The sequence below is a fragment of the Leptospira dzoumogneensis genome (genome assembly GCF_004770895.1).
In the GTDB taxonomy this organism is placed as follows: Bacteria; Spirochaetota; Leptospiria; order Leptospirales; family Leptospiraceae; genus Leptospira_B; species Leptospira_B dzoumogneensis.
Window position 1 is genome coordinate 860,679 of record NZ_RQHS01000005.1, and the last position, 24,299, is coordinate 884,977.

General features: G+C 41.9%; 26 protein-coding genes. 15 read left to right on the plus strand and 11 right to left on the minus strand.

The window, feature by feature from the left end:
- Positions 1-79: 79 nt before the first annotated feature.
- The 7 genes from EHR06_RS05445 to EHR06_RS05475 all read left to right on the plus strand — a co-directional run bounded on the left by EHR06_RS05445 (position 80) and on the right by EHR06_RS05475 (position 8,229).
- Entirely contained in the window at positions 80-1,102 is a 1,023-nt protein-coding gene (locus EHR06_RS05445; protein WP_008595388.1) for a rod shape-determining protein, read from the plus strand.
- 51 nt (positions 1,103-1,153) lie between these two features.
- A complete protein-coding gene (gene mreC, locus EHR06_RS05450; protein ID WP_135756046.1) occupies positions 1,154-2,257 on the plus strand; it encodes a rod shape-determining protein MreC in 1,104 nt (367 codons plus the stop codon).
- Entirely contained in the window at positions 2,257-2,760 is a 504-nt protein-coding gene (gene mreD, locus EHR06_RS05455) for a rod shape-determining protein MreD (protein WP_100708168.1), read from the plus strand. Before mreC ends, mreD begins: the two co-directional genes overlap by 1 nt.
- Before the next feature lies 1 nt (position 2,761).
- Entirely contained in the window at positions 2,762-4,702 is a 1,941-nt protein-coding gene (gene mrdA, locus EHR06_RS05460; protein ID WP_135756047.1) for a penicillin-binding protein 2, read from the plus strand.
- Complete coding sequence (rodA, locus tag EHR06_RS05465; RefSeq protein WP_135756048.1) at positions 4,699-6,219, plus strand: rod shape-determining protein RodA; 1,521 nt, start codon at positions 4,699-4,701, stop codon at positions 6,217-6,219. The genes mrdA and rodA overlap by 4 nt, the downstream gene beginning before the upstream one ends.
- A gap of 63 nt (positions 6,220-6,282) precedes the next feature.
- Positions 6,283-7,074 (plus strand): hypothetical protein, encoded by a 792-nt coding sequence (locus tag EHR06_RS05470; protein WP_135756049.1) that lies wholly within the window; start codon positions 6,283-6,285, stop codon positions 7,072-7,074.
- A 72-nt stretch (positions 7,075-7,146) separates the two neighbouring features.
- Positions 7,147-8,229 carry a hypothetical protein gene (locus EHR06_RS05475; protein ID WP_135756050.1) on the plus strand — a complete coding sequence of 361 codons (1,083 nt, stop codon included), beginning with the start codon at positions 7,147-7,149 and terminating at the stop codon, positions 8,227-8,229.
- A 39-nt stretch (positions 8,230-8,268) separates the two neighbouring features.
- Here the strand turns inward: EHR06_RS05475 and EHR06_RS05480 are convergent, their stop codons facing one another.
- Positions 8,269-8,493 (minus strand): DUF1858 domain-containing protein, encoded by a 225-nt coding sequence (locus tag EHR06_RS05480; protein WP_008593840.1) that lies wholly within the window; start codon positions 8,491-8,493, stop codon positions 8,269-8,271.
- Positions 8,494-8,559: 66 nt separating this feature from the next.
- On the opposite strand from EHR06_RS05480, the gene EHR06_RS05485 reads away from it, so the two are divergent.
- Positions 8,560-8,964: a 6-carboxytetrahydropterin synthase gene (locus tag EHR06_RS05485; protein WP_135756051.1), complete on the plus strand. Its 405-nt coding sequence runs from the start codon at positions 8,560-8,562 to the stop codon at positions 8,962-8,964.
- 166 nt (positions 8,965-9,130) lie between these two features.
- Here EHR06_RS05485 and EHR06_RS05490 read toward each other — a convergent pair whose 3' ends face one another.
- Positions 9,131-9,541: a hypothetical protein gene (locus tag EHR06_RS05490; RefSeq protein WP_135615493.1), complete on the minus strand. Its 411-nt coding sequence runs from the start codon at positions 9,539-9,541 to the stop codon at positions 9,131-9,133.
- A gap of 109 nt (positions 9,542-9,650) precedes the next feature.
- Between EHR06_RS05490 and EHR06_RS05495 the strand changes: the two genes are divergently transcribed.
- Entirely contained in the window at positions 9,651-11,615 is a 1,965-nt protein-coding gene (locus tag EHR06_RS05495; protein WP_135756052.1) for an acetoacetate--CoA ligase, read from the plus strand.
- Positions 11,616-11,696: 81 nt separating this feature from the next.
- Here EHR06_RS05495 and EHR06_RS05500 read toward each other — a convergent pair whose 3' ends face one another.
- Genes EHR06_RS05500 through EHR06_RS05515 form a run of 4 tightly spaced genes read right to left on the minus strand, consistent with a single transcriptional unit; the run spans position 11,697 to position 13,978 of the window.
- Positions 11,697-12,032, minus strand: coding sequence for a hypothetical protein (locus EHR06_RS05500; RefSeq protein ID WP_135756053.1), 336 nt, complete (start codon positions 12,030-12,032; stop codon positions 11,697-11,699).
- Positions 12,029-12,565, minus strand: a complete 537-nt coding sequence (locus tag EHR06_RS05505) for an RNA polymerase sigma factor (RefSeq protein ID WP_135756054.1) — start codon at positions 12,563-12,565, stop codon at positions 12,029-12,031. The genes EHR06_RS05500 and EHR06_RS05505 overlap by 4 nt, the downstream gene beginning before the upstream one ends.
- Before the next feature lie 5 nt (positions 12,566-12,570).
- On the minus strand, positions 12,571-13,212 hold the full coding sequence (locus EHR06_RS05510) for a Spy/CpxP family protein refolding chaperone (protein ID WP_244288503.1): 642 nt from the start codon (positions 13,210-13,212) through the stop codon (positions 12,571-12,573).
- A gap of 31 nt (positions 13,213-13,243) precedes the next feature.
- Positions 13,244-13,978, minus strand: coding sequence for an LIC10920 family plasminogen-binding lipoprotein (locus EHR06_RS05515; RefSeq protein ID WP_135756055.1), 735 nt, complete (start codon positions 13,976-13,978; stop codon positions 13,244-13,246).
- Between the two features lie 157 nt (positions 13,979-14,135).
- Here EHR06_RS05515 and EHR06_RS05520 point away from each other — a divergent pair, with 157 nt between their 5' ends.
- Together EHR06_RS05520 and EHR06_RS05525 are read left to right on the plus strand one after the other, a co-directional pair.
- Complete coding sequence (locus EHR06_RS05520; RefSeq protein ID WP_135756056.1) at positions 14,136-14,972, plus strand: substrate-binding periplasmic protein; 837 nt, start codon at positions 14,136-14,138, stop codon at positions 14,970-14,972.
- 18 nt (positions 14,973-14,990) lie between these two features.
- Positions 14,991-15,857, plus strand: coding sequence for an MBL fold metallo-hydrolase (locus tag EHR06_RS05525; protein ID WP_135756057.1), 867 nt, complete (start codon positions 14,991-14,993; stop codon positions 15,855-15,857).
- Here EHR06_RS05525 and EHR06_RS05530 read toward each other — a convergent pair.
- Positions 15,854-16,483, minus strand: coding sequence for a lytic transglycosylase domain-containing protein (locus EHR06_RS05530; RefSeq protein ID WP_135756058.1), 630 nt, complete (start codon positions 16,481-16,483; stop codon positions 15,854-15,856). The two genes, EHR06_RS05525 and EHR06_RS05530, sit on opposite strands and share 4 nt — an antisense overlap.
- A 712-nt stretch (positions 16,484-17,195) precedes the next feature.
- On the opposite strand from EHR06_RS05530, the gene EHR06_RS05535 reads away from it, so the two are divergent.
- Complete coding sequence (locus EHR06_RS05535) at positions 17,196-17,927, plus strand: matrixin family metalloprotease (RefSeq protein WP_244288504.1); 732 nt, start codon at positions 17,196-17,198, stop codon at positions 17,925-17,927.
- A 61-nt stretch (positions 17,928-17,988) separates the two neighbouring features.
- On the opposite strand, the gene EHR06_RS05540 is transcribed toward EHR06_RS05535, so the two are convergent.
- Both EHR06_RS05540 and bcp read right to left on the minus strand, forming a co-directional pair.
- Positions 17,989-19,482, minus strand: coding sequence for a leucyl aminopeptidase (locus EHR06_RS05540; protein WP_135756059.1), 1,494 nt, complete (start codon positions 19,480-19,482; stop codon positions 17,989-17,991).
- Positions 19,479-19,958 (minus strand): thioredoxin-dependent thiol peroxidase, encoded by a 480-nt coding sequence (gene bcp / locus EHR06_RS05545; RefSeq protein WP_100711603.1) that lies wholly within the window; start codon positions 19,956-19,958, stop codon positions 19,479-19,481. The genes EHR06_RS05540 and bcp overlap by 4 nt, the downstream gene beginning before the upstream one ends.
- A 122-nt stretch (positions 19,959-20,080) precedes the next feature.
- On the opposite strand from bcp, the gene EHR06_RS05550 reads away from it, so the two are divergent.
- Entirely contained in the window at positions 20,081-20,455 is a 375-nt protein-coding gene (locus tag EHR06_RS05550) for a hypothetical protein (protein WP_086448499.1), read from the plus strand.
- A 22-nt stretch (positions 20,456-20,477) separates the two neighbouring features.
- Here EHR06_RS05550 and EHR06_RS05555 read toward each other — a convergent pair whose 3' ends face one another.
- Positions 20,478-21,302 carry an SDR family oxidoreductase gene (locus EHR06_RS05555; protein WP_135756060.1) on the minus strand — a complete coding sequence of 275 codons (825 nt, stop codon included), beginning with the start codon at positions 21,300-21,302 and terminating at the stop codon, positions 20,478-20,480.
- A 181-nt stretch (positions 21,303-21,483) separates the two neighbouring features.
- On the opposite strand from EHR06_RS05555, the gene EHR06_RS05560 reads away from it, so the two are divergent.
- Positions 21,484-21,732 (plus strand): cysteine rich repeat-containing protein, encoded by a 249-nt coding sequence (locus EHR06_RS05560; protein ID WP_135756061.1) that lies wholly within the window; start codon positions 21,484-21,486, stop codon positions 21,730-21,732.
- 265 nt (positions 21,733-21,997) lie between these two features.
- Complete coding sequence (locus tag EHR06_RS05565; protein ID WP_425269480.1) at positions 21,998-23,095, plus strand: glycosyl hydrolase family 18 protein; 1,098 nt, start codon at positions 21,998-22,000, stop codon at positions 23,093-23,095.
- Here the strand turns inward: EHR06_RS05565 and EHR06_RS05570 are convergent.
- Positions 23,092-24,264: an acyl-CoA dehydrogenase family protein gene (locus tag EHR06_RS05570; protein ID WP_135756063.1), complete on the minus strand. Its 1,173-nt coding sequence runs from the start codon at positions 24,262-24,264 to the stop codon at positions 23,092-23,094. The two genes, EHR06_RS05565 and EHR06_RS05570, sit on opposite strands and share 4 nt — an antisense overlap.
- Between the last annotated feature and the right edge of the window lie 35 nt (positions 24,265-24,299).

Here is a 24,299-nt window from a genome sequence, read left to right on the forward strand (position 1 = left end):
CAGTAAAATCCTAGAGATTTTCACGGATGTTGCAGATAATAAATAAGATCAACCAGCCTTCTGGCAGCAAAGGATAGAAATGATATTCGATAAGCTATACGGATTATTTTCCAACGATATGGGAATCGACCTCGGAACCGCAAACACTCTCGTCCATGTAAAAGGGCAAGGTATCGTTCTTTCCGAGCCTTCCGTAGTAGCGGTCCACGCAGCTACGGGCAAAGTGCTCGCAGTAGGCCAGGAAGCTAAGAGAATGTTGGGACGTACTCCCGGCGAGATCGTAGCGATCCGTCCTATGAAAGACGGGGTGATCGCGGACTTCGAAACGGTCGAAAAAATGATCCGCTACTTCATTGCAAAAGTCCATAATAGAACTACTTTCGTAAAACCTAGGATCGTGATCGGAGTTCCTTCCGGTATTACCGAGGTGGAAAGACGTGCGGTTCGTGAATCCGCAGAACAAGCAGGTGCGCGCGAGATCTTCTTGATCGATGAGGCATTGGCTGCTGCGATCGGTGCAAATATTCCGATCAACGAACCTGCCGGTAATATGATCGTGGATATCGGTGGTGGAACTACAGAGATCGCTGTGATCTCTCTTGGCGGTATGGTAATCGCCGAGTCTATCAGAACCGGTGGTGACGAGTTCGACGATGCAATCATCAAATATTTAAGAAACCAATACAACCTGGTTGTCGGGGAAAGAACTGCGGAAGATATCAAACTGACTATCGGTAATGCTTACCCTGAGAAAAAAACCGAGACCATGGAAGTAAAAGGTAGAGATGCGATTTCAGGATTACCTCGTACTCTTGAATTGGAATCCAACGAGATCCGTAAGGCTCTTAAAGAACCGACCGACGAAATTTTAGACGGAATTAAAAGAGTTCTGGAAAGAACTCCTCCTGAACTTGCTTCGGATATCGTAGAAAGAGGGATCGTTCTTACCGGAGGAGGATGTCTTCTCCGCGGATTAGAAACCTATCTTTCTAAAGAAACCGGTGTGCCTGTGTTTAGAGCGGAAAACCCTCTGACCTGCGTGGTACTTGGAACCGGAAAATTCTTGGACGAAGTTAAGTATCTGAAACCAGGGATCCGTTAATTCGGATCTAGGTCTCCGGTTTGATCGCCGGAGTCCGATACGGAATTTTTTATGCTTTGGCTTCAAGTTAATAAAAGTAAGGAAACCGTTTCCCTTTTATTCTGTATTGTATTCTCTCTTCTTTCTCTGACTTTTAAAAGTAATGTTTTAGTCAGAGGGATTGCAAGTTTTCAGAGAGTAGGTGACTCCGTTTCAGGTTCGATCGACGGAGTGGGTTCCTTTTTTAAAGGTGCTTATACTAAATTAGAATCTTTTGAAGCGGTTCGTCAGGAAAGAGATGCCTGCGTCGCCGCTATAGACGATTATAAACTTCTTCCCCAGGATCTGGAAAGAGTAAGCAGAGAGAACGAAAGTCTCAGAAGAGAATTACGTTTTAATACTAAACAAAAATATTCTACAGTCAAAGCGGAAGTTCTTTCCGTGCGTTTAAATTCGATCTATCGTACTATCATTATAGACAAAGGTTCCGAAGCGGGGATCAAACCTTATATGCCTGTCACTGCAAGAGCGGTGAACCAAAAAGGTGAAATAATAGAAGCACTCGTCGGAAAGGTGATCGCAGTCACCGGAGGATCCGCGGTGGTCCAGCCTATCATCAATTCCAATTATAATATGGGCGTTTCCATTCCGGAAAGTAATCTTTGGGCAACTCTATCCGGAAACTCAGGAAGAGGAATGGAAGCATTGATGAATTATATAGATAGCGGTATCATCATTGATCCAAGGATTTTCGGAGATTATCCGATGGGTCCGAGTGAGATGATCCAATACACCGAGTCTTTAAGTAAGATCGGAAAACCTGTATATAGTTCAGGTTCTTCCGGAATGTTCCCACCTGGAATTCCTGTGGGTATCATTACGGAAGAAGGTCCGCGCAACGGAAGTTTTAAAACCGCATTCTTGAAACCTTTTGTTCGTTTTGATATGTTGGAGTCGGTCACTATCCTGATGAAACTTCCTGAAAAATGGGCGGAGACCTGGCCGGAAGGACAGAATATCAATATAGAAAATCCATATTTTGGTGAATTAAATTACCCTAAAGAAGAAAGAGAACCTAAGGTTCCGGCTCCTGTAGGAAACAAACCTGCGGAAACCCCTAAACCTCAAAAACCGGAAGGAAATGGATCCGGATTCTCCGACGAGGAAACAAACTGATGATCTTAGAATATATAGTCATCGGTGCGGGGATTTTGATCTCTCACTTCTTGAACGGAACAAATCTATTCGAGATTTCCGGATTTAAACCTGATTTTATGGTGATCTTCGTTCTATTCTTTGCTCTCCGCAGGGGAACAATGGCCGGGATCTGGATCGGATTTTTCGGCGGATTACTTTCCGATTCCGGTTTAGGCGGAGAAATTGTAGGAAACGTAGTTACCTATAAAATAGGACTTCACTCTCTTACATTCTGTATCATGGGTTATATAGTAGGAAAATTCGCAAGACCTGCTTACCATGAAAATCAGATTTCTATAATGTTGTATTCTCTGGTCGTAACTTTGATCTCCAGGATTGCTTCTTATTTCTTATTCTCCCTATTCTTTCACGAAAATTTAAACTACTCCATCATCAGTACCTCTATCTTTAACGGAGCGATCGCTCCTATATTCTTCTGGGTACTTGGAAAATTGTACAGATTGGAGCAGGCGGAAGGCTAAAATGTTGGGGGGAGGAGGATCTTCTTCAGCCACGGAGTTTAGGCTTGAGCGCAGTTTCAGGCTGAGACTATACATGTTCTCCGGACTTGTTGCGTTTGCATTAATTGCATTCGTGATCCAGCTATTCAACCTTCAGATCGTACAAGGAACCGATAACTCTTTAAAGGCGGAGAAGTTCGTCCGAAAAAGTGAGACCATTCCTGCCGCCAGGGGAGAAATGTTCGATAGGAACTTTCTTACTCCTGAAACTTCCATGGCTCTTGTTTCCAATTATTCCAGTTTGGATGCGGTATTAAACACTTCTTTACTCAAATATGATCCAACTAAGGTCAAAAATTTCTTACAGGAATTTGCGAGAACTCTTTCCATTCCGATGTCCTATTACGAAGAGGACTTGTTAGAGCCAAAATTTTCCAAAAAGATCAAAACTAAAAAACCATTCGTACTTTTAGAAGCTATCTCTAAGGCTCAACAAGAGCGTATATCAGTTTTTGATAATATATCTAAATATGTGATCTTAGTACCTTCTCCCAGAAGGATCTATAAGATGGGGCCTGCTCTCGCTCACGTCACCGGATATATAGGTAAGCCTAGTAAAACGGACCTTCTTACCCGTGAGATCAAATCTTACCAATGGCTTGGGAAAGACGGGTTGGAGCTCCAATACGACTCAAGACTTAGAGGAACGGATGGATTTAGGATCCAGAAAAGAAGTTCCGAGGGAAATATCGAAGAAGAAAGGGTGGTAGAACATTCTACTCCCGGAAACAACCTTGTTCTTACGATAGACAAAGACATTCAACTTGCTGCCTATAAGGCGCTCAAAGGTGCCAGAGGGACTGCAATCGCAATGCGTCCTTCCACCGGGGAAATTTTGGCGATGGCTTCTAATCCAAGCTATGATCCGAATGTTCTCTCCGGAAAAAGTAGATCGGAAAGGACCGCACATTATAAGAGAGTGGATGCGAACGGTGGATTTTTAAATCTTGCGATCCAATCCAAATTCCCGCCGGCTTCTACCTATAAAACGTTAGTTGCACTTGCTGCTTTGGAAAGCGGACACAAGGTGGATTATACTCCCGAAACAAGTTACCAATGTAATGGTAGCTACACTCTTAAGTCCACATTTGCGGGTGTTCCAGACCAAGTCTTTTACTGTTGGGAGAAGGGAGGGCATGGTACGAATGACCTGGCTCATGCTCTTCAAAAATCATGCTCCGTGTATTTTTATAATCTTGGATATAAACTAGGTTCTGATCCTATCTTAACTTATTCTCGTTTGTTCCTGCTGGATCAAAAATCCAAAGTAGATCTTCCGGGAGAGATTGCGGGCCAGGTTCCTTCTCCTGCATGGAAAAAAAGGATTTATGGGACCAGATGGTTCGATGGAGATACGATCAACCTTTCTATCGGACAAGGATTCATGTCGGTTACTCCTCTTTCCATGACTTTGTTTTACGCAGGACTATTGAACAGAGGACAGATCTACCAGCCTTATATAGTCAACGAGATCAGGGATCCGTTAGACAATTCCATTATCAATAGAACGGATCCTCAAAGATTGAGCGATATTCCGATCCAATCTTCTACTGTAGAAGCGATCAAAGCCGGGCTTAGATTAGTTGTGAAAAATGGAACTGCTGCATTCGTATTAAATAAACCCGGGCTTCCTGATATTGCAGGAAAAACGGGAACAGCCCAAACAAGAAGAAGGGGATCTTCCGGATCCAACCACGCTTGGTTCATAGGATATGCACCTGCAAATGCTCCTGTCAGCGAACAAGTGTTAGTCGCCGTATTCGTAGAATACGGAGTGGGTGGAGCGGCCGGAGCAGCGCCTGTCGCAAGAGAAATGTTTAGAGCCGCTTTCCCTCCCGGAAGTTTCAAAAGAACTGCGGAGATACCTGAGACCGCTCCTATAGCGCCGGAGAATGTACAATGATGTCGGATCGTTCCATAGATAGGATTGACTACTTTTTGGTAGGCTCGGTCATCATAGTGGTGATCTGCAGTGTTCTTACATTATATTCACAAGAATATAATTTTGATGATCCTAGTGTCGGGCTCATGAGCCATAAATGGTTCAAACAGTTCTTATTCTTCCTCGGTGGTTTAGTGATCATGTGGTTCGTGTCCAGGATCAATTACCAATTGATCGGGGCTTATGCGTTATTCGTATATGGATTCGCAATTTTACTCTTAGCGCTTACACTCGTTAAATGGATCGGATATCTCCCTTCCAGTCGAGGTGCAAGATCTTGGATCAAGATAGGACCGTTCTTATTGCAAGCATCCGAGTTCGCAAAACTTGCCACGGTGATCTTACTAGGCCAGTATCTAGTATTAAAAGAAAAAGAAATGAAGAAGCTTGTGGTACTAGTCATCCCATTCGGGATCGTTCTACTCCCAATGGCTTTGATACTATTGCAGCCCGACTTCGGAACTGCGGTATCCTTTTTACCGATCTTATTCACGATGTTATTCTTAGGAGGAGCCGACTATTTTCACATCGGTTCCTTTATCACATTCGGAGGGATCTCACTCGTTCTTCCTATGTATGTGGAATATTCCAAACTTACATTACTGAATGATATCCTCGCATTCTTACAAAGGACCGGAAAAACGGACCTTCTATCCGTAGTAAACCGATTGGGTGGAAAAACCTGGCAGGTATTGGATGGGAAAGAAGTAGCCGGGGCAAATTTAACTCCTAAAACAATCGCCTCATTGAGAGAAGTATTCGATCAGGTAATCGATTTAGAAGGTAGTTTTATATTTAAGCTTCTCTCTAACCAAGGATTATTGATCGGAGTAGGCGCAACGCTCATCATATTTAGTATCATTATGATCTTACTCCGGGTTGCTCGGGGAAGTAAAACATTACGTTCTTATTATATTCCTCTCGGTATTTTGGGAGTCAGTTTGATCTCCGCGGTAGTTGTAATGAAAACTGTTCCTTTCCGGGAAAACCAGGTCATCCGATTGACCGCATTCTTAAATCCGGACGAGTTCAAACAAGACGCAGGATACCAGCTAAGAGCATCCAAACCTGCAGTGGGCTCCGGAAAATTAGTCGGAAAAGGATTTTTAAACGCGGAAATGACGGAAGGAAAGATCCCTCATGTTCCTGAATCCAGTACGGATTTTATTTTCGCGTCTTGGGCGGAACAAACAGGATTTATAGGATCCGTATTTTTGCTCTTCTTCTTATTCTCTATTCCGCTTAGAGGACTGCAGATCAGTTACGAAAGTAAGGACAGATTCGGATCTCTACTAGCATCCGGGATCGTAGCGATGTTATTCTATCATATGGCGATCAATATAGGTATCGTTCTCGGATTATTGCCGGTGACAGGGATCCCTCTAACCTTCATGAGTTACGGTGGTTCTCACTTGATTATGTCCATGGTTGCGGTCGGGATCATTCTCTCTATCAAGATGAGAAAACACGCAAACTGAAATTTGGATCGGTAAAATGGCTGGTATTGCAAAAGAGCATGCCGATATTCTATTAAAGCCGGCATGGAAAGAGTAAAAGACTCCAGATTTCTATTCGATCTGAAAAGAAAGTTCCGCTATATCTTGGAAGAAGTGGAGAAGAATACCTACGACCAAGATTCTGAAGTCAGAGAATTAGAAACACTCTGGGAAGAAATGTTCGATGTAGCTTCCCGTAACGATACTCCTTATTTTAAAGCCAGACTTTCCAATCTAAAAAGACAGTTGGATGGTTTTGTCCGTAACAAGGCTTACGAAAAACAAGAATTCGATCGTATTTATAGACAATTAGAGAAGATACGTAAAGACGATACTGTAGAATTTTTAGACGAGTCCATGCGTTCCACATTAGGAAGGATCGCCGAAAATACAAATCGAGTTTCAGCTAACGTATCCGTGGCGGGGCTGGAGCCGGGTTCCTTGAGTGGGATACCTCTACTTCTCACATTTAGATGCGGTACAGTCCATTTTATAGTAAAATCCGGTCCTAAAAAGATATTCAGGAACGTACATAGAAACAAGGACAAGGTACTCTACGAAGGAAAAAAATACCCTATCTTCCCGAGCAGATCCATATACTTTTCTTGGGAAGGAGAAGGTAGAGCCTGGGAAACGGAACCTGGGTCCTTACTCATGATCCGTTATCCGGAAGGGAATCGATTTTTTAGATGCGACGCTTTAGGAGACACATTCCGTATTCCTGAAGATACTTTTAAAAGAAGATTACAACCTACCGATAAACAATCCTCAGAGATCCGTTATTATTTCCGCAAGGCGGGAATTCGGTATTATTATATTCCCCAAAAAGGGGAGTGATCACCTAACACTACCACAACGTAATTTGGTTTGCAATTTTAAGGATATCGGAGAAAATCCGAGACCTTTACGATGCAATACAATACTTCTTTCTGGGATAATTGGACATTCGAAAGCCTTTTCGATCTATTTTCAAAGGGGCCGGACTTCTCGAATTCTAAAGTATTAAAAATAAATAAAGAAACAAATTCTTATGATTGGACTGAGATCTGCACTGCGTGCGTTCAGATTGAAAGTTTATTTCATTTGATCAATGAACTTGTTCTAAGAGAAAAAATATTCTACGACCAAAAATTCTCCGCAGGCTGGAATTCCTTCGAAAGCCTGGACTCCTTGGACGGAAATCTTTTAGTTTCTGTCGATATTCCCACTGATGAACCCGAGGTGAAAGATTCCAGGAACGAGGCCTTAAAATTATTATGTGCCACGGACCTGATGAAAAAACACCAGGAAGAAAATCTGCTTGGCTATAGGGAGAACAAACAATCCCCCCACGACTATTTCAGTCAGGTGGTTTGGGGAGCCGCGGGAAATTTAGGAAGAAGTACATTTTTAGGTGCACATTATGTGGCTCATCCAATCCGTGCTTCTCTATTGGAACAAGTACCTTTATTCAAACCAAGCACGGATATCAATTCAGAAGTAAAAGAGTGGATAGACGAAGAAAGAGTGAAGGTATTCACAAGCCTCACTCCAGTCGGAAGAATGAATAATTTTCAACTGATCCTTCCTCCTTTGGTGACTGAGGTGATAGGATCTTCCTCTTCCCTCTCCGAGATCATACCTGCAGCGATGGAGACCAGAGAAAAATACAAAAAGTTCAGGGAATGGATCGGAGAATACCAAACCGCATTAGAAAGTGAAAACCCTGCTCAGATCTCTAAGTTTAAAAAAACATTATATAATGTAAGCCAAGATCTGGAAAAGATGAGAAAACCAGGAGAATTAGGAGATACTAAAGTGGGGATGTCCTATATCGGCCTGAGTATTCCGACCCCAAAAATCCCGGATCTTCGTAAATTTTTCGGGATCAGAAGTGCACTCAATAAACTTCTACTCAACCCAAAGGGAGAGAAAACTCTGCTAAAACTATTGCAATGGTTTGGATGTGAAAAAGGGGAAGAGCTGGAAAAGATTAGGAAATATTTTATATAATAAAATCGCGATAAAGAAGAAGGCCCGAAGGCGGAGAGATTACTCTCCGTCCTCGAGTAGATTGTTCAGACTATCTAGAAGAACATCCACTTCTACACCGTAGCCCATACAAACTTGCTCGATAGTTTCGAGTTCGTTGATGGAACAATGAGAGCATCCGCCTAAATGATAGCTAGAGAATACCAATCCTGCTTCAGGATGAAGACCGATCGCTTCGCCTACCGTCATTTCTTTAAAAAATCTTGGCTTGACCGCTTCCGACATGGGGAAAATCTCCTAAGTACTGGTTTAAGTTCCAGTATATAGACTCCCTAGGCCAAAGTCAATTCCATGTTTTTTCAAGAAACCGGCAAATTCTATATTCGTATCGAAGAAAGGTTCGAATCTTCTCATTATCTCTATAAATACTTCCCTGATGGCTCGGATGAGCCGATTCACGGCCATTCCTTCAAGGTAGAAGTCTATCTCTCCGGCCAAAAGAATATCGGGGAAGACGGGATCAGTTTCGATTTTTTAACCTCAAAACGTAAGCTCAAAGAGTTAGTGGCTGAGTTAGACCATATTCTGATCAATGATCATGCGGATTTCCAAAAGACAAATCCAACTTCTGAGAATATGGCCCGTTGGTTTTATCATGGCTTAAAGGATAGCGTGGCTGAAGCTCAGGGTAAAGTAGATCGGATCGTCATTCACGAAGGCCCGGAAAACTTGGCGTATTACGAGCCGATTTCCTGACCCATAGGGAAGGAAATTCCCGGAGGGTAACTGAGCGAAGCGAAGTTAAATCTTAAATCAAACAAACTGCATCAAAATCAGCATAACCGTTTCCTGACTTACGTAGGAACTCCTAGATCGCACTCAGAGTCCGTGTAGGAGCTCCAACAACGCGACTTCTATAGAATCAAACTTTGCCGTACGTAAAAAGAAAAACCAAATTCGCCACCGCATAAGAGATCGTGAAATAAAAGCCGATGCGTAAAGGCCTCGGAAGCCTCATCACTCCGCAAAGAACAAAGTGGACCGCTAAAAAACAAAGAGCCAAAGTATTGGTCCAAAGAACCGCCTTTACCGGTTCAGAGTCCGCTCCGTATAAAAGAAGAAGGACCGTAGGCAATAACCCCAGAAAACTCATGAACCCGCCGGTGGCGATCCAAACCATTAGGATCATTCTGGACTGTCTTTCGTCCGGATGCTGGAAGACCGAGATTGCGCCTCCCACTACTAACTGGTGCAGAAAACCGTGGAATGCGTAGACCAAACTTACGCATAAAAATAGGATCGTAGGCAGGTTGAGATGATTCAGGTCTGACAACTGGAACTCCGGACTTTTATCGACTCACAAATCTTACGGGACGGCTTTCACTTCACAACTAATTTACTGTTGACCTTCGATTGAAAAAAACGAAGATAACAGGCCGGACATGAATCAAACCCTTTGGACTCCCAGTCCCGAACTCATTCAAAACTCAAGACTTACTGAATTCCAAAATTTTGCAGAACAAAAGATCGGTAAAAAATTCCTGAACTACTCAGAGTTACATTCCTGGTCTGTGGAATTCCCCGAAAAATTTTGGGGGCTGCTTTGGGAGTTTGCTCCAGTCATCCATTCCAAAACGTACGACGAAGTGATCCGCCCTGGAAAAACTTTTAGAGAGGCTCAATTCTTTCCGGGAGCAAAACTGAACTTCGCCCAAAATTTACTTCGAAAAAAAGACGATACGATCGCTATCTTTTACAGGGGAGAAAACGGAGCGGAGAAGAGCCTGGCCTATTCCGAACTTTATAAAAATGTAGGAGCGCTTGCCGCCTATTTTAGATCGGAAGGTGTGGTGCCTGGGGATAGGATCGCAGGACTCATGCCGAATGTTCCGGATACGGTTCTTGCAATGTTAGCTGCCACAAGTATCGGAGCAGTTTGGACTTCTTGTTCTCCCGATTTTGGGGTTAAAGGAGTTTTGGATCGATTCGGTCAGATCAAACCTAAAATTCTGATTACCACGGATCGATATGAATTTAAAGGAAAGTCACTTCCACTTGCGGCGATTGTGCAAGAGATCTCTTCCCAGCTTTCCGATCTGAAAAAGATCCTAGTTTCTGAATATCCCAGTTTAGGATCAGGCGATCGGAAGAATATCACGGATGGATTTCCTAAAAATTCGATCCCATTACAAGGATCTTATGGATCTTTTTTGGGCCAGGACCCTGAGTTTTACCAAACAACTTTTGATCATCCTGTTTATATCATGTATTCTTCCGGAACAACCGGACTTCCAAAATGTATGGTCCAAGGTTCCGGGGTTTTCCTGAATCATTGGAAAGAACTCGCACTACATACGGATCTGAAAGAAGGCGATGGGATCTTCTACTATACAACCTGCGGATGGATGATGTGGAACTGGTTGGTAAGTTCTCTTTCTATCGGTGCTGCAATACATTTATTCGATGGAAATCCATTTCATCCTGATCCTGGAGTATTATTCCGTTATGTTTCCGATCGTAATGTGAAAGTATTCGGGGTAGGAGCTAAGTATATTCTCAGCTTGGAGAAGGAAAAATACAAACCGAGCGTGGATCTATCTTCCGTAAAAGCGGTACTTTCCACAGGATCCCCTTTGCCTGGATACGGATTCGAATATGTATACGAATCTTGGAAGAAGGATCTAAGACTTTCCTCTATTTCAGGAGGAACAGATCTGAATGGATGTTTTGCATTAGGAAATCCTAATTTACCAGTACATTCCGGAGAATTACAATCCTTGGGCCTCGGGATGTCCGTTCAAATTTTTGATGATTCCGGAAAACCGGTCCAAGGACAAAAAGGAGAGTTGGTTTGCACAAAACCATTTCCTTCTATGCCATTGGAATTTTGGAATGATCCGGACGGTAAAAAATACCTAGGAGCTTATTTCGATACGTATCCGAATATATGGAGACATGGTGATTTTGCAGAAATTCTTTCGAATGGGGGAATGGTAGTATACGGAAGATCGGATGCTACTTTGAATCCTGGAGGAGTTCGTATCGGAACCGCCGATCTATACAGTCTACTCGAAACCATTTTAGAAATCGCAGATTCTGTAGTGATCGGACAAGAATGGAAGGATGACGTAAGAGTCGTTCTATTCTTAAAGATGGTCCCAGGTGCGGTCTTAGATCCTACATTCGAGTCCAAGATCAAAAAGGAAATTAAGGACAAGGTTTCCCCTCGTCACGTTCCATCTAAGATCATCCAAGTAGCAGATATTCCTTATACACGAAACATGAAGAAGGTAGAGATCGCGGTTAAGAAGACTGTGCAAGGAGAAGTCGTCACGAATCAAGATGCTCTGATCAATCCTGAATCATTAGAATATTATAAAAATATCCCACAGTTGCAGACGGATTGATTTCGGGGCTGGGATTTTAGATCTTTCGGACCTTCTTCTTCCCTTTTGGCGATAAAAAATAAGGTCCACTTGTTTGAACTTCTACCTTTCGGAAAAAGAAGTTTCTATGATCAGATCCGTATTTTCCCAGAGATATTCCGTTTCGATGGGAGAAGCCAGATATTGTGCGGAGTTTTGTGAATTTGAATAATTATCTTCGGATTCTCTCAAACTACGCACATAAAAAGTAGCAAGCCCCGCTAATCCTAAAAGTAGAACCGCAGCGATTGCCGCCTGCCATGCGAACATTTTGTTAATTGTTTTTTGAGTTTCCGCTTTGGAGATTACCTTGCCTGCAATCCTTTTAGCAAGATCGGGATCTTTCAGTAAGGAACCGATTTTTTGTTCTATTTCGGGATCGATATGTTGTTCTTTCATTTCTCTTCTTTCCCTTTCCGATTGGAATTTGCGAACCGGGACAACCATTCTTTTGCTCTGGAGATCCTGGACTTGACTGTTCCTTCGGAGATATCCAATTTTTTAGCGATCGATTCCATCTTCTCGCCGCCCAACCTAAGTATCATAGTTTCTTTATATGGAGAAGGCAAGAGATTAATTTGAGATTCCATCCATTTACGTTTGTCCGGATCAGGTTCGATCGCCGCAATATCTTGTTCTTTTTTTTCTGAAACTTTTATCTCAGCCTGTAGTTTTGAATAAGCTCTTCCTTCTCTATTCCATTTTCGGATCGCTCTTCTGCATTCGTTCCTGGCCGCAACGTATAACCAACGATTTGCATCTTGAGGATCCAGAGAAGGTTTGTTTTTGAACTTAAGATAATATCTCAAGTGCGTATCTTGGACCAGGTCCTCGACTAAAGAAGCCATCCCGGGCAAAATATGCCTGCGGATGGATTTGAGGACGGTCTCCTTACTGGATCCTATGATCCGGATTAATTCTGGTTCCGTCATTCTATCTATCTATAGTCCGGTCCAAAACTTAAGTCGCTGATAAAGATTTGATCTCGGGCTTCAAGAACCTGGCCATTTATGGACAGGTTCTTACAGTCTCTGTCTCCTGGAGGAGGTCCGGGAGGCGGACCGTGATGATGGGGAGGAAAGTCCCTTCTTTCTTTGATCCTGTTCAATCTTTCCTTATGGAGTTGATTCAGTTTTTGTTTTTGTTCCGGATTCAGAATCGATTCGAATTCCAGTCTTCCTTGTATATGCAAAAATCTTAATTCTAATTGTATGTCGCTGATCTCTTTCAGTTTGGATTTTACCGCAGCCAGATCTACTTTAGGGGATTCTAATAGTTTACGCAGGGATTCATGAAGAGCAGGCAACTTCTCTCCCATACTGCGGCTTACATTCAATCTTTTGTCTGTCGCCGCCTTAGCTTTTTCGATCTGTTCTTTTGTGAGAGAAAGTTCTTTGGAGAATCTTTCAAAATTTCTATCTTCTCTTTCTCTTGGGCCAGGGCCTCCTCCGGGTATAAAGAAGTCGAACGGTTCCGGACCGAATGGCGGAGGTGGAGGAGGGGGTTCCGCAAATAAGGAATTCCCTGATCCTAAAACCAGTAAAAGAAAAAAGAGTAATTTAAGTTTTTTAAGATCCAAGTGATCACCTGCTATTTCTGACGAATTATTTTTATTGTGTGGTACTAGTGCTGGAAGAACTTCCGGAAGAAATCGTACTACTTGTACAATTCACTTCTCCTTTGATACTGACAGAAGGACCTGAAACATTCTGTGTATTATAACAGGTCTCTCCGTCTTGGGTATAACACATACTTGTAGAAGTTGCGGAAGTACAATTGATATTATCCACAGTATAACATTGGGTAAGAGAAAGAGCTACACTTCCGCTGGAAACTGCTGTGCCCACCAGATCCAGATCCACTGTAAGATAAGAAAGAGCCTGGGAACTGGAAACGCTTGTATCCACAGGAACTCCACTTCCTCCCCAATAAATTTTACCGTAATTAGAAACAACCGCAGATGTTCCTATTCCACCCGAATAAGAGAAACCTTGCGTGGAATCGATAGAACCTTGGTTTTGGGTAGCATCGTATAAGAACTTGAGATAAAGATATTCACCTGTCTTAAAGTATAATCTTGTGATCACCGTATAAAGGTTCGTGGTGCTTGTACTTGTAGTAGTCGTGGTAGTGCTTGTGCTGGAAGAACTATAAGGAGTGGCAGTCCCACAGCTTGCGGTCTTGTCCATGTCCAATTCCCCATCTATATTAAAAGCAACCCCGTCCCCAAAAACGGTTAAACTTACTTTATCCGCATCCCTATTCTCACAGGATAAAAAACAAAATAAGAAAAATACGATATAGGTCTGTGGGTTTTGTATATTGGATCGGTTGAAAGGATTCAAAATAAGATTCCAGGATTCTCTATATATAAGTAAACCCGGAGCAGTAAAAACGTTCCCTGATTCTTACTAAAAATCCATATTTATCGGATCGACTCGAGTATGATAGAACCCTGATTTTTCCCTTGATCCATAAGGGCTAAAAAAATATAAAAGAACGGTGTTTCGAATATTCGGACTTCTATTTTCGTTTTTTATATTTTCTCCCGTATTCGCACAAGGTATCTCGGGCTCTCGTTTGGAAGAAATCCAGAAAAGGGGAGAATTGAGGGTTACTGGAAATCGTAACTTCGACCCGTTTTATATCTCAGATCCAAAAGACGGTTTTCCGGGATTCGATGCGGAGTTAGGTAAAAAATATGCCGAGTTCTTGGGAGTAAAATACACGTTCACAAATCGGCCCGAGTTCGAAGATTTCGCGGAAGCGATCAAGACAGGCGAAGCGGATATCGCGTTTTCAGGTTTAAGTTCTACATTAGAAAGATCTAAAAAAGGAAGTTTCAGTTCTCCTTATTTGGTTTCTACAACAGGTGCATTGGTAAATAAGAATGCACTTCCTCCTCCTCCGGAAGGAAATATCATCACAACGGTATATTTCAGAAGTGTAAAGGACCTGGACAGCGTAAGCGGGCTTAGTTTTTCGGTTAGAGCATTTTCCGCCAGCCATGAATTTCTTTTGAGTATTTTTCCGAATTCCAGGATATTCACTTACGGTTCCATGGAAAGCGCTTGGAATTCGGTGAAAGAAGGACAGGCGAATTGTTTCGTGGGAGATTCTCTTTATATCAGGGGTTTATTACTCAAACAAAGAAGTATTTTATCTAATTTTAGGGCGCTTATAGAATCCACTCAGGAAAATCATGTGAGCGCTTTACTTCCCAAAGGAGATATTTACTTCTCCCGTAATTTTGAATTTTTCCTGTCGGAACTCAGGCGAACTGGAGAATTAAAAAGTTTGGAGGATAAGTATTTTAACAGAAGCGACTGGGTAAAATAAAGAAACAGTCTAATTCTTATGGCGACTTTGACAAAAAGAAAGGCCCAAAATTCTCCCGGACAGATCTATGTGGATTCCAGTTGTATCGATTGTGAAACCTGCAGGATCTTAGCCTCGGATATTTTTGGAGAAGACCAAACAGGTTCCTTCGTCAAAAAACAACCCGAAACAGAATCCGAAAAATTCCAAGCCTTACAAGCATTGGTTGCCTGTCCCACAGCATCTATCGGAACGGAAGATCGTATAGATCTCACAGAAGCAAAATTATCTTTTCCAAAACAGATACAAGACGAGGTATATCATTGCGGTTTCCATTCTAAGGATTCATTCGGCGCCTTCTCCTATTTGATCATAAGGGAAGAAGGTAACGTACTTGTGGATTCTCCCAGATATATCCCGTCACTTTCTGAAAAAATAAAAAACCTGGGCGGTATCAAATATCATTTTTTAACACATAGAGACGATGTGGCGGATCATGAAAAATTTCACCGAGATTTCGGGACCCAAAGGATCATACATGAAGGAGATCTATCCGCGGTTCCAAATGCGGAGATTGTGATCAAAGGAAAAGAACCATTCTCTCTTGGCAAAGATCTATTGATCATACCCGGGCCTGGACATACGAGGGGACATTCTACTCTATTATATAAACATAAATTTCTATTTTCAGGGGACCATCTTGCGTTTGATCCTAAGAGAGAAAAGCTGATCGCTTTTAGAGGTGCTTGTTGGTATTCTTGGGAAGAACAAACCAAGTCCATGAAGGACTTGGAAAATTATGATTTTGAATGGCTTTTGCCTGGCCACGGGCACCCCGCTCATACGGATCGGAAGAGTATGAGCGAGATGCTTAGGTCCTGTGTTCTATGGATGCAAAAACGTTAGAATGATTCCCTGCTTCCTAAATATTCTTCCTGTCCCGAGAATACACTCTCTGCATAGGCAGGAACTCCTCCCCATTTTTTAACCGCTCCCGGTCCCGCGTTATAGGCGAGAAGAGCCAAACGAAGATTTCCTTCGTGAGTTTCTAAAAGATGGTTCAGATAAGAGACTCCAAGATGGATATTTGTCTCCGGTTCCAGTAGATCTTGTTTTTTGATATGTTTTCCTTCCCAGGATGCGATCCAGGATCCGGTCCCAGGCATGATCTGCATAAGTCCCAGTGCATTCTTCTTGGATCTTGCTTTTCGGTAGAATTCAGACTCTGTTTTGATGATCCCGAGAAGTAACCCTGCCTTCTCCCCTTTTTGGCAATAAACTCCGCAGGCGCTATTATTGATCCTTTCTGATTCTTTTTCTACGGTTAAGGATAGAAGTTCCAGCTCCGTTTCCGTCAGGCTTGGTCTCTCGGAGCGAATGTATTCTTTGATTTGAGTGGATTCTGGAAGGGAGTTCCTACCAGGAGCGCTCTTTCCGATCAGGGAACCCGCGATTGGGGCTACAAATGATTGGTAGAGCAGTGGTAATGAGGCGATGAATATGTATCTTTTTCTAACTTTAGGCTGGAGCATTCTCCTTGCCTCCTCTTATGGTGCATTGCACCATCTATGACCAGTCTTTTTGCGGCGCACTACGGGCCAAGCAAAAAACCGTCCGATTTTTGGAGTTTGGGAAAAAAAGTCGGGTTTTTGAGGGAGCATCTGGCCCTTAAGAAATTGGAAGCAGATCGGCGAAGAAGCATCGGAAACAATTTTCATTTTGGAGTTATTTCCAAAAGAATAACTCTCATTCTTTCACTCTAGTTTTTTCTATTCTTCTCTATACATATTTGAGTTACTTGCGAGACCTTCTCAACTATAGGCAATTGGAAAAAAATTTCCAAGAGAAGAGTAAATCTTTCGGTATAAAAAATTTCAAAACATAGATCGGAACGTTTAGAAGAAGTTTGGAAATAAATTTACTAACCTAAAATGAGTATTTGTATTTGCGTTCCCTTCTCAAAACGATTCTCAAACCGAAATAAATATAACATTCGATTTATTTAATATAATTTTCTAAAAATAAAATTTTTGATGCAAATTTTTGTAACTGCTTCGTCATAATATTTAGAACCGGGGATTTGTTGAGCAAACAAACCTGACTAAAAAAGAAAAACTCATTCGCGATGATCGATCCCGCGATAGAGAAAATTTAAAGATACATTACAAAAAGCTAAATCCGTATTCGTCGGATCCGTTTTCTAAAAACAAAAATTCTGAAACGGATATTTTCTGGGGAAAAATAATGAAGGTATCTTTAGCTCTATCCGTACTATGCCTTATTACATTTTCGCAATGTACCCAAATGGGAAATCCTTCCAGTGATCTCACTTGGGAGGAAAAACAACTTCTCTGGATCGCATACGGAGAAGAAATGAAAGGCGGACTACAACTTACAAAAGCGGCGGCCCAAAAATGGGGTCTCGGCATAGATGTCTATCCTGCTAAGACAAGAGTGGATAGAATGAGAAACACGATCGCATTTACGGAATCGGGTAAATGTCATGTAGAAGGGATCTCGCAAAAAAACGCAAAGGACTGTCAGCTATTCTCTTCTAATCCGTTTTATCTGGCAGCTTGTTCCATCAGCGCAACTACTAGTATAGAAAACAGCGTCATTTTTATTTTTAAAGACAGGATCAAAGCGACTGCGGACGCGATGAGAATGGAAGGAAGCACCATAGACGCGAAAGAATATATAATCGCGACCGTTGCTCACGAAGTAGGGCATTGTCTTGGGTTACAACATTCTCAAGATCCTAAAGATCTGATGTTCCCTATGTTGACCGGAAACGTATTCGAACCGAGCAGAACTGAAATGCATGCCGCACAAGCTTTGTATGATACTTCTATGCCGCCCGGTTCGATAGACGAATCTAATCTATATACGAAACAATCGGACTTTACTTACTTAAAACAATATACCGTACCTTCGTTTGCGGTATTCGGAAATATAAATATGGAAGAGGAAGACTGATAACCCCAGAACGGTAAAACCGATCAGTCTTCCTATGGTGCGGATCGAAGATTGCCGGGGATTAAACTCCCCGGTTTTTTTCTAATTTTTCGGCCAAGTCTACAAGTAGTCTTACACCGTATCCGCTTGGCCCGTTACCTATTTGGGTTCCGGATGCTTTTTTTCTCCAAGCAGTTCCTGCGATATCAATATGGGCCCAGTCAATTCCTGAATCCACAAAACGTTCCAGGTATTTTGCGGCAGAAAGGCTTCCACCAGGGCGTCCTGCGATATTACGTAAATCAGCTATATCACTCTTTAGATCTTCGCCGTATTCTTCCCATAAAGGCAGATTCCAGGTCCTTTCATCGGAAGAAGTAGAAGCCTCGTCCAAAAGTCCACGAAGCTTATCTGAATTACTCATAACTCCTGCAGCCTCATGACCTAAGGAGATGATGATCGCTCCAGTTAAAGTGGCGAGATCCACCATATAGTCCGGTTTGTATTTTTTCCCGATATAAGAAAGAACATCTCCCAAAACGAGACGGCCTTCTGCGTCCGTGTTTTGTACTTCTACAGTGAGACCGTTATGAGCGGTGTAAACGTCTCCCGGTTTTAAAGCGGCGGCATCCGGCATATTTTCCGCAACTCCAATCGCCGCAATTACCGGAACAGAAATGCCTAATTCTGCGATCGCACCGATCGCATGGATCACTGCAGCAGCACCGCACATATCATATTTCATTTCATGCATGTCTTGTGCAGGTTTGATACTGATCCCGCCCGAATCGAATGTAAGACCTTTTCCGATCAGTGCTAATTTCTTTTTGGATTTTGCCTTAGGAGGATTATATTCCAGAACGATCATCTTAGGTTTTTTGTCGGAACCTTGGGAAACGGCGAGAATTCCACCCATCTTTTCTTTTTTAAGCTGGGGTTCGTCCATCACAGTGATCTTTAGTCCTGCTTCTTTTGCGATCTCTTTGGAACGAGAAACAAATTCTTCCGGAGTGAAATGATTTGCAGGAAGATGAGCGATATATCTGGCACCGTTCACATATTTACTGACCGCTCTGGATTTATCCAAACCCGTTTTAGCGGATTTTTCTGCATTAGGATCTTCTAATACAAAACTTACATTTCCGAATTTATTCTTTTTCTCTTTAAAATCTTTTGTAAGAACATTGATAGGAAATGCACCTAGATCGATTGAATTTGCGATCTGATACACTAAAGAAGAAGTAGAAAGAGTTTTGGTCAAAAATCTTGTGAGTTTGATCTCCAATCCCACCGAATCCCATTTGCGAAGTTTTTCCCCTATGCTCAAGAAAATTTGGGCTACGGAACGAATGCTGACCTTGTTGGAATTCCCCAAGCCCAGATAGATAATTCTTTCCGATTCATCTATAAAACTTTGTCCTGATTCTGCGGAGAATATCCCGGAACGGATCTGGTCGGAAAATTTGGTCTCTAATTCTTTAGGAAGATTGTCTTTTGTAACGGGGATTACTTTATAAATATTTTTGGAAGTGTTCTTCCCGATACTAAAATTGATTTTTGATCTTTCTATCTTCATTTTTTGTCCAACGCCTTGATATCTCCGAGTATCTCATCCACGTGACCTTTCACGCTTACCTTCGGATAAACTTTCAAAATTTTCAGATCTGTTCCGATCAGGAATGTGGTCCTAAGGATCCCCATAAATTCTCTTCCCATAAATTTTTTCAACTGCCAGACTCCGTAAGCCTCGCAGATACTTCCGTCCTCGTCGGAGAGAAGAGTAAAATTGAGTTCTTGTTTTTCTATAAATTTCTGGTGGGACTTAACCGAATCTTTTGAGACACCAACTACGTTATAACCTTCCTTTTTCAGTCTCGCGAAATTATCTCTAAAATCACAGGCCTCAGTAGTGCAGCCTGGGGTTTGGTCCTTAGGATAAAAATATAATACCAAACCTTTTTTTCCGGCCAGATCCTTGAGAGAGACCTTTTCCCCGTCTTGGTTCAGGGTCGTAAAACTAGGGGCCTTGGACCCCGCTTTTAAAGTACTCATACAAAGACAAATGATGGGGGACTCTGCTTCTATTCAAGATTTTTTGTTTCGTTTCCGTTTTTGGCAGGGAAGAAGAAGGTAAAAAGCCTTGCGAAATTGGAAAACCTGACGATAGTAAAAGTATGGATCCTAAAGAAAGAATGGAACTGATCCGTCAGGGAAATCAGGCCTTCAACGAAGGTGATATCCGAAAGGCCAGGGAATGTTTTCTGAAAACGGAATACAAGGACGGGCTAATTCGTTTAGGAGACCATTTCATGTTCGAAAAAAAACTTCCGATCCTCGCCTACGGTTATTATAAGAAGGCGGGTTATCAGAGAAGGATAGACGAAATTTTCCAAAGAATGTTATGGGCACTTTCCCAATGGATCGGACCCGATAAGTTCAAAAATCCAGAACCCGAAAGAAAGGCTCCGGATCCGGAAGATTTTGTGGTCCATCCGATCTTAAGACAAACCGCCTTGGACATACTCAAGAAAAACGGAATGTCTATCTAAGAGTTATTCACTTTTATGTGGATCAGCTTCTTCCTTTAAAGTTTTCCATCGTATTATAAACTCCGAAAATTTTATCTGCAAGCCAGTCGAACACCGAAATCGGAAGTATTCCTTTGAGAGCATTAGAAAGATAAATTGTCCAAGGCAAAAGTAATCTAGGTTTTCCTTTTTTCATCGCATTCCAGACTTTTGACGTCACATATTTAGGAGAAAGTATAGGAGTGAATAACATCCCTTTTACCCCCTCAAACATTCCCGTTGAAATATAGGCAGGATTTACAGTCGTTACCTTTACATGGTCGAAACCCGATTGGAGTAATTCCAATCTTAAGGAGTCGCTCCATCCAGTCTCTGCCCACTTGGAGGCGCAATACACACTCATTTTTGGATTCGAGATCAGACCTGCCGCTGAAGAAATGTTTACGATCCTGAAATCTCCTGATTGGTCGGATAACATTTTAGGCAGTAAAAATCTAGTCAAATACATTGGACCTAAAACGTTAACCGACATTGTTTTCTCTATATCGGATTTAGGATCATGTTCCCAGAAATACTTTCCTCTTACGATACCTGCGTTGTTTATGATTATATCGATGCCACCCAGTTCGGATTCGATCTTAGAAGATGCCTGCCGAATCTTTTCGAGATCGGAGACATCTATAACTTCTGTAAGAATTTTTGTAGTATCCGATTTTAATTCCTTTGCGGCAAGACTCAGAGCTTCCGAATTTAGGTCCCAGAGAACTATTGCCGATGCCTTTTCTTGCACGGAAAGTTCAGCGTAAATTTTTCCCATTCCCATTGCGGCACCGGTGATCAATATTCTCTTTCCCTTTACGGTTTTCATATTATTCCTTGGAGATCGTAAGTTTGTATTGGATCTTCTCTTTAAAATTCGTTTCGTCTTCACATTTTAGGAATAAGTTTTCTGAGAAATATCAACAATTATTAATGTCTTCGAAAAGGTTTGAACCATTGACAAAACCGTATTAAATGTTCCTTTTTAGCTACAGCGGTAGGTAAGATTTATGAATTGGTCGATTCTTTCGATTTTTATGATGGTGCTTGGTGTTTCGGTTTACGCACAAGGAGGCGGTTCTGGCAAACCTAGAATGGGAGGACCAGGAAGTCCTTGTTTTGAAGACAGGCAAAAATATTGTAGTGATGTCCCGAAAGGCCAAGGTAGGATACGAGATTGTCTAAAGGAAAACTTGGACAAACTTTCTCCTGAATGCAAAGAACATTTGGATAAAAGATGGGGAAAGAAAAAATCCTAAATTTAAAGGACAAAAGAGGATTAAATCCGTTCATTTAGGAAAGAATTCTTCTATCTCATTTCAGAGGATTCCGGATCTTGTCGTCTAGAATCCTTTTGAAATGTTTTCCAATAAGATTATATACCCGTTCCTTCTATCCTTAATTATTATACTCTTTCCTGGTTGTTTTTTTTCCGGAAACGACAGAAAGAATGACAAAACTACCCAAACAACTCCTCCCGTCGAAAGACTTTATGCTTCTACCTGGTCCCAAGATTTTTATGCAATGATGAAGTATGTCCATCTTTATGATGAGATCCATCCATTTTTGTATAATTTGGAAGGTGGACGCAGCAATACGGGCCGTATTCTTTCCGTATGGAAGAAGGATGAAATAGATGAAAGGATCCGTTGGCTAAGGCTCATGTCTCCCAGGACATTGATCATTCCCACGATCTTTCGTTGGGAAAATGATTTCGAAAAAGTTTCCGATGTGATCGGTCTGAACGGAAACACCAAAGTCAGAGATCTTCATATCCAAAATATTCTGAAAGAAATAGATACATACGGATACGACGGGATCGATATAGACTATGAAGGAATGACCTGCGAGAAGAAGGAAGTATTTCAGGAATTTCTAATACTTCTGCGTGACGAACTGCATAAAAAAGGGAAAATCCTATCTGTAGCCATCCATCCCAAGACCGTTGCGGAAAAACCTTCCGTCTATCCTTGCAAAGGTTTGAAATCTCCAATACAGGTGGATTTTTACGAGGCGTATAGGGGACAGTTAACTCATGATTATGAGTTTTTGGGAAAAGTCGCAGATAAGGTCAAAATTATGGCCTATGAATTGCATCCCCGCAAACAAGGTTTTCCAGGACCCGGCCCCCAAGCTCCTGATTGGTGGATAGATAAAATTTTAGAATACGCGGTTGCTCGTATCCCGAACGAAAAATTATATATGGCGATCCCAACTTACGGATATGACTGGGCATTACATTGTCAGGCGGAGACAAAATCGGTCTATTATTCCAGGGCAAAATGGATCCGGGAAAAAATGGCTCCTCGCAAAGAAGAGCCCACAGACGTATTAGAAATTTTTAAAACGCAGCCTAAGGCTGCGGATTGGACATATCTCAGGCCTTATTTATACAGACACCAAGGACATGTATATTCGGATCCTTCTCTATGGTATAGAATGGGTGGTTGTGATCGTGTAGCATTCTATATGAACAGAAGCGCTTTCGAGAAGAAGATGAAAATATTGGATAAGTATAAGATCCGAGGATTTTCTTTCTGGCAATTAATAGAAGATAATGATCCTGAGATCCATAAATATCTGGAAGAAAAATTAGGACCTGAACTTTCGGAAGTACATTAAGATTCCTTCATGATACTTCCGGAGATGATCAGTTTCTGGATCTCGCTTGTTCCTCCGCCAATCTCTCCCAATCGAGTGTCTCTGTATAGGCGAGAGACTTTATATTCGTCCATATAACCGGCTCCACCATGGATCTGGACCGCAAGATTCGTAACTTCTCTCGCTGCAGTAGTTGCGAATAATTTGCATGCGGCACATTTTCCGGAAAGACTCATGCTTGGTTTCCCTTCCGATTCTATTCTTTCCATTTCCCAGGCAGTATTATAAGTAAGCCATTTTGCCGCTTCGTACTTGGAATAAATTTCCGCCAGCATGAACGCAACACCTTGGTGTTGGTAAATAGATTTGCCGAAACTTTTGCGGGAAGCGGAAAAAGATTTAGATTCATCTAAACATGCCTTCATAACTCCTAAGGAATAAGCCGCTAGAGAAAGTCTTTCCGCGTTAAAGGTTTGCATTGTTTGTCTAAAACCTTTTCCTAATTTACCTAAAATATTCTCTTCCGGAACTTCTACATCTTCGAAGAATAATGCTCCGGTAGGAGATGCTTTGAGTCCCATCTTGTCCATGGCGGCCGATCTTGAGATACCCTTGGAATTCAGATCTACAATAAAATGAGTGAGTCCTTTTTCTTTTCCGGTTTCGTCTTGGGTCCTTGCTAGGACCAAACAATAGTCCGCATTGGGTGCATTCGTGATAAAAGTTTTTTGACCCGAGAGAAGATAACGATCCTTTCCTGATTTTTTAGCAAGAGAAGAAAGTCCCGAAACGTCAGAACCTCCGTCAGGTTCTGTAACTCCTAAGGAACCGATTGTTTTGCCTGAAATAATATTTGGCAGATATTTTTTCTTCTGCTCCGGAGTTCCGAAATGTTTGATCGGAAGTCCGAATAAACCTGCAGAAGCCCCTGCACTGAAAAAAGTAGAACCGCATGATTCGGAAATGATCTCCATTGCCAAGGTGCTTAAAAAAACTCCAGCACCTTGTCCGCCGAATTCCTCTTCATGTAATAGACCTAAATAGCCAGCTTCTCCCAGTTTTAGATAATGAGATCTGGGAAGTTCCTTAGTTTTATCCGCTTCTTCTGCAAAAGGATGGATCTCCTTTTTACAAAAATTACGAAATGATTCTGTGAACTCTTGTTCATCGGAGCTTAGGCTAAAATCCATTTATGATCCCTCGGATCCTGCTAAACTTGAAGAAA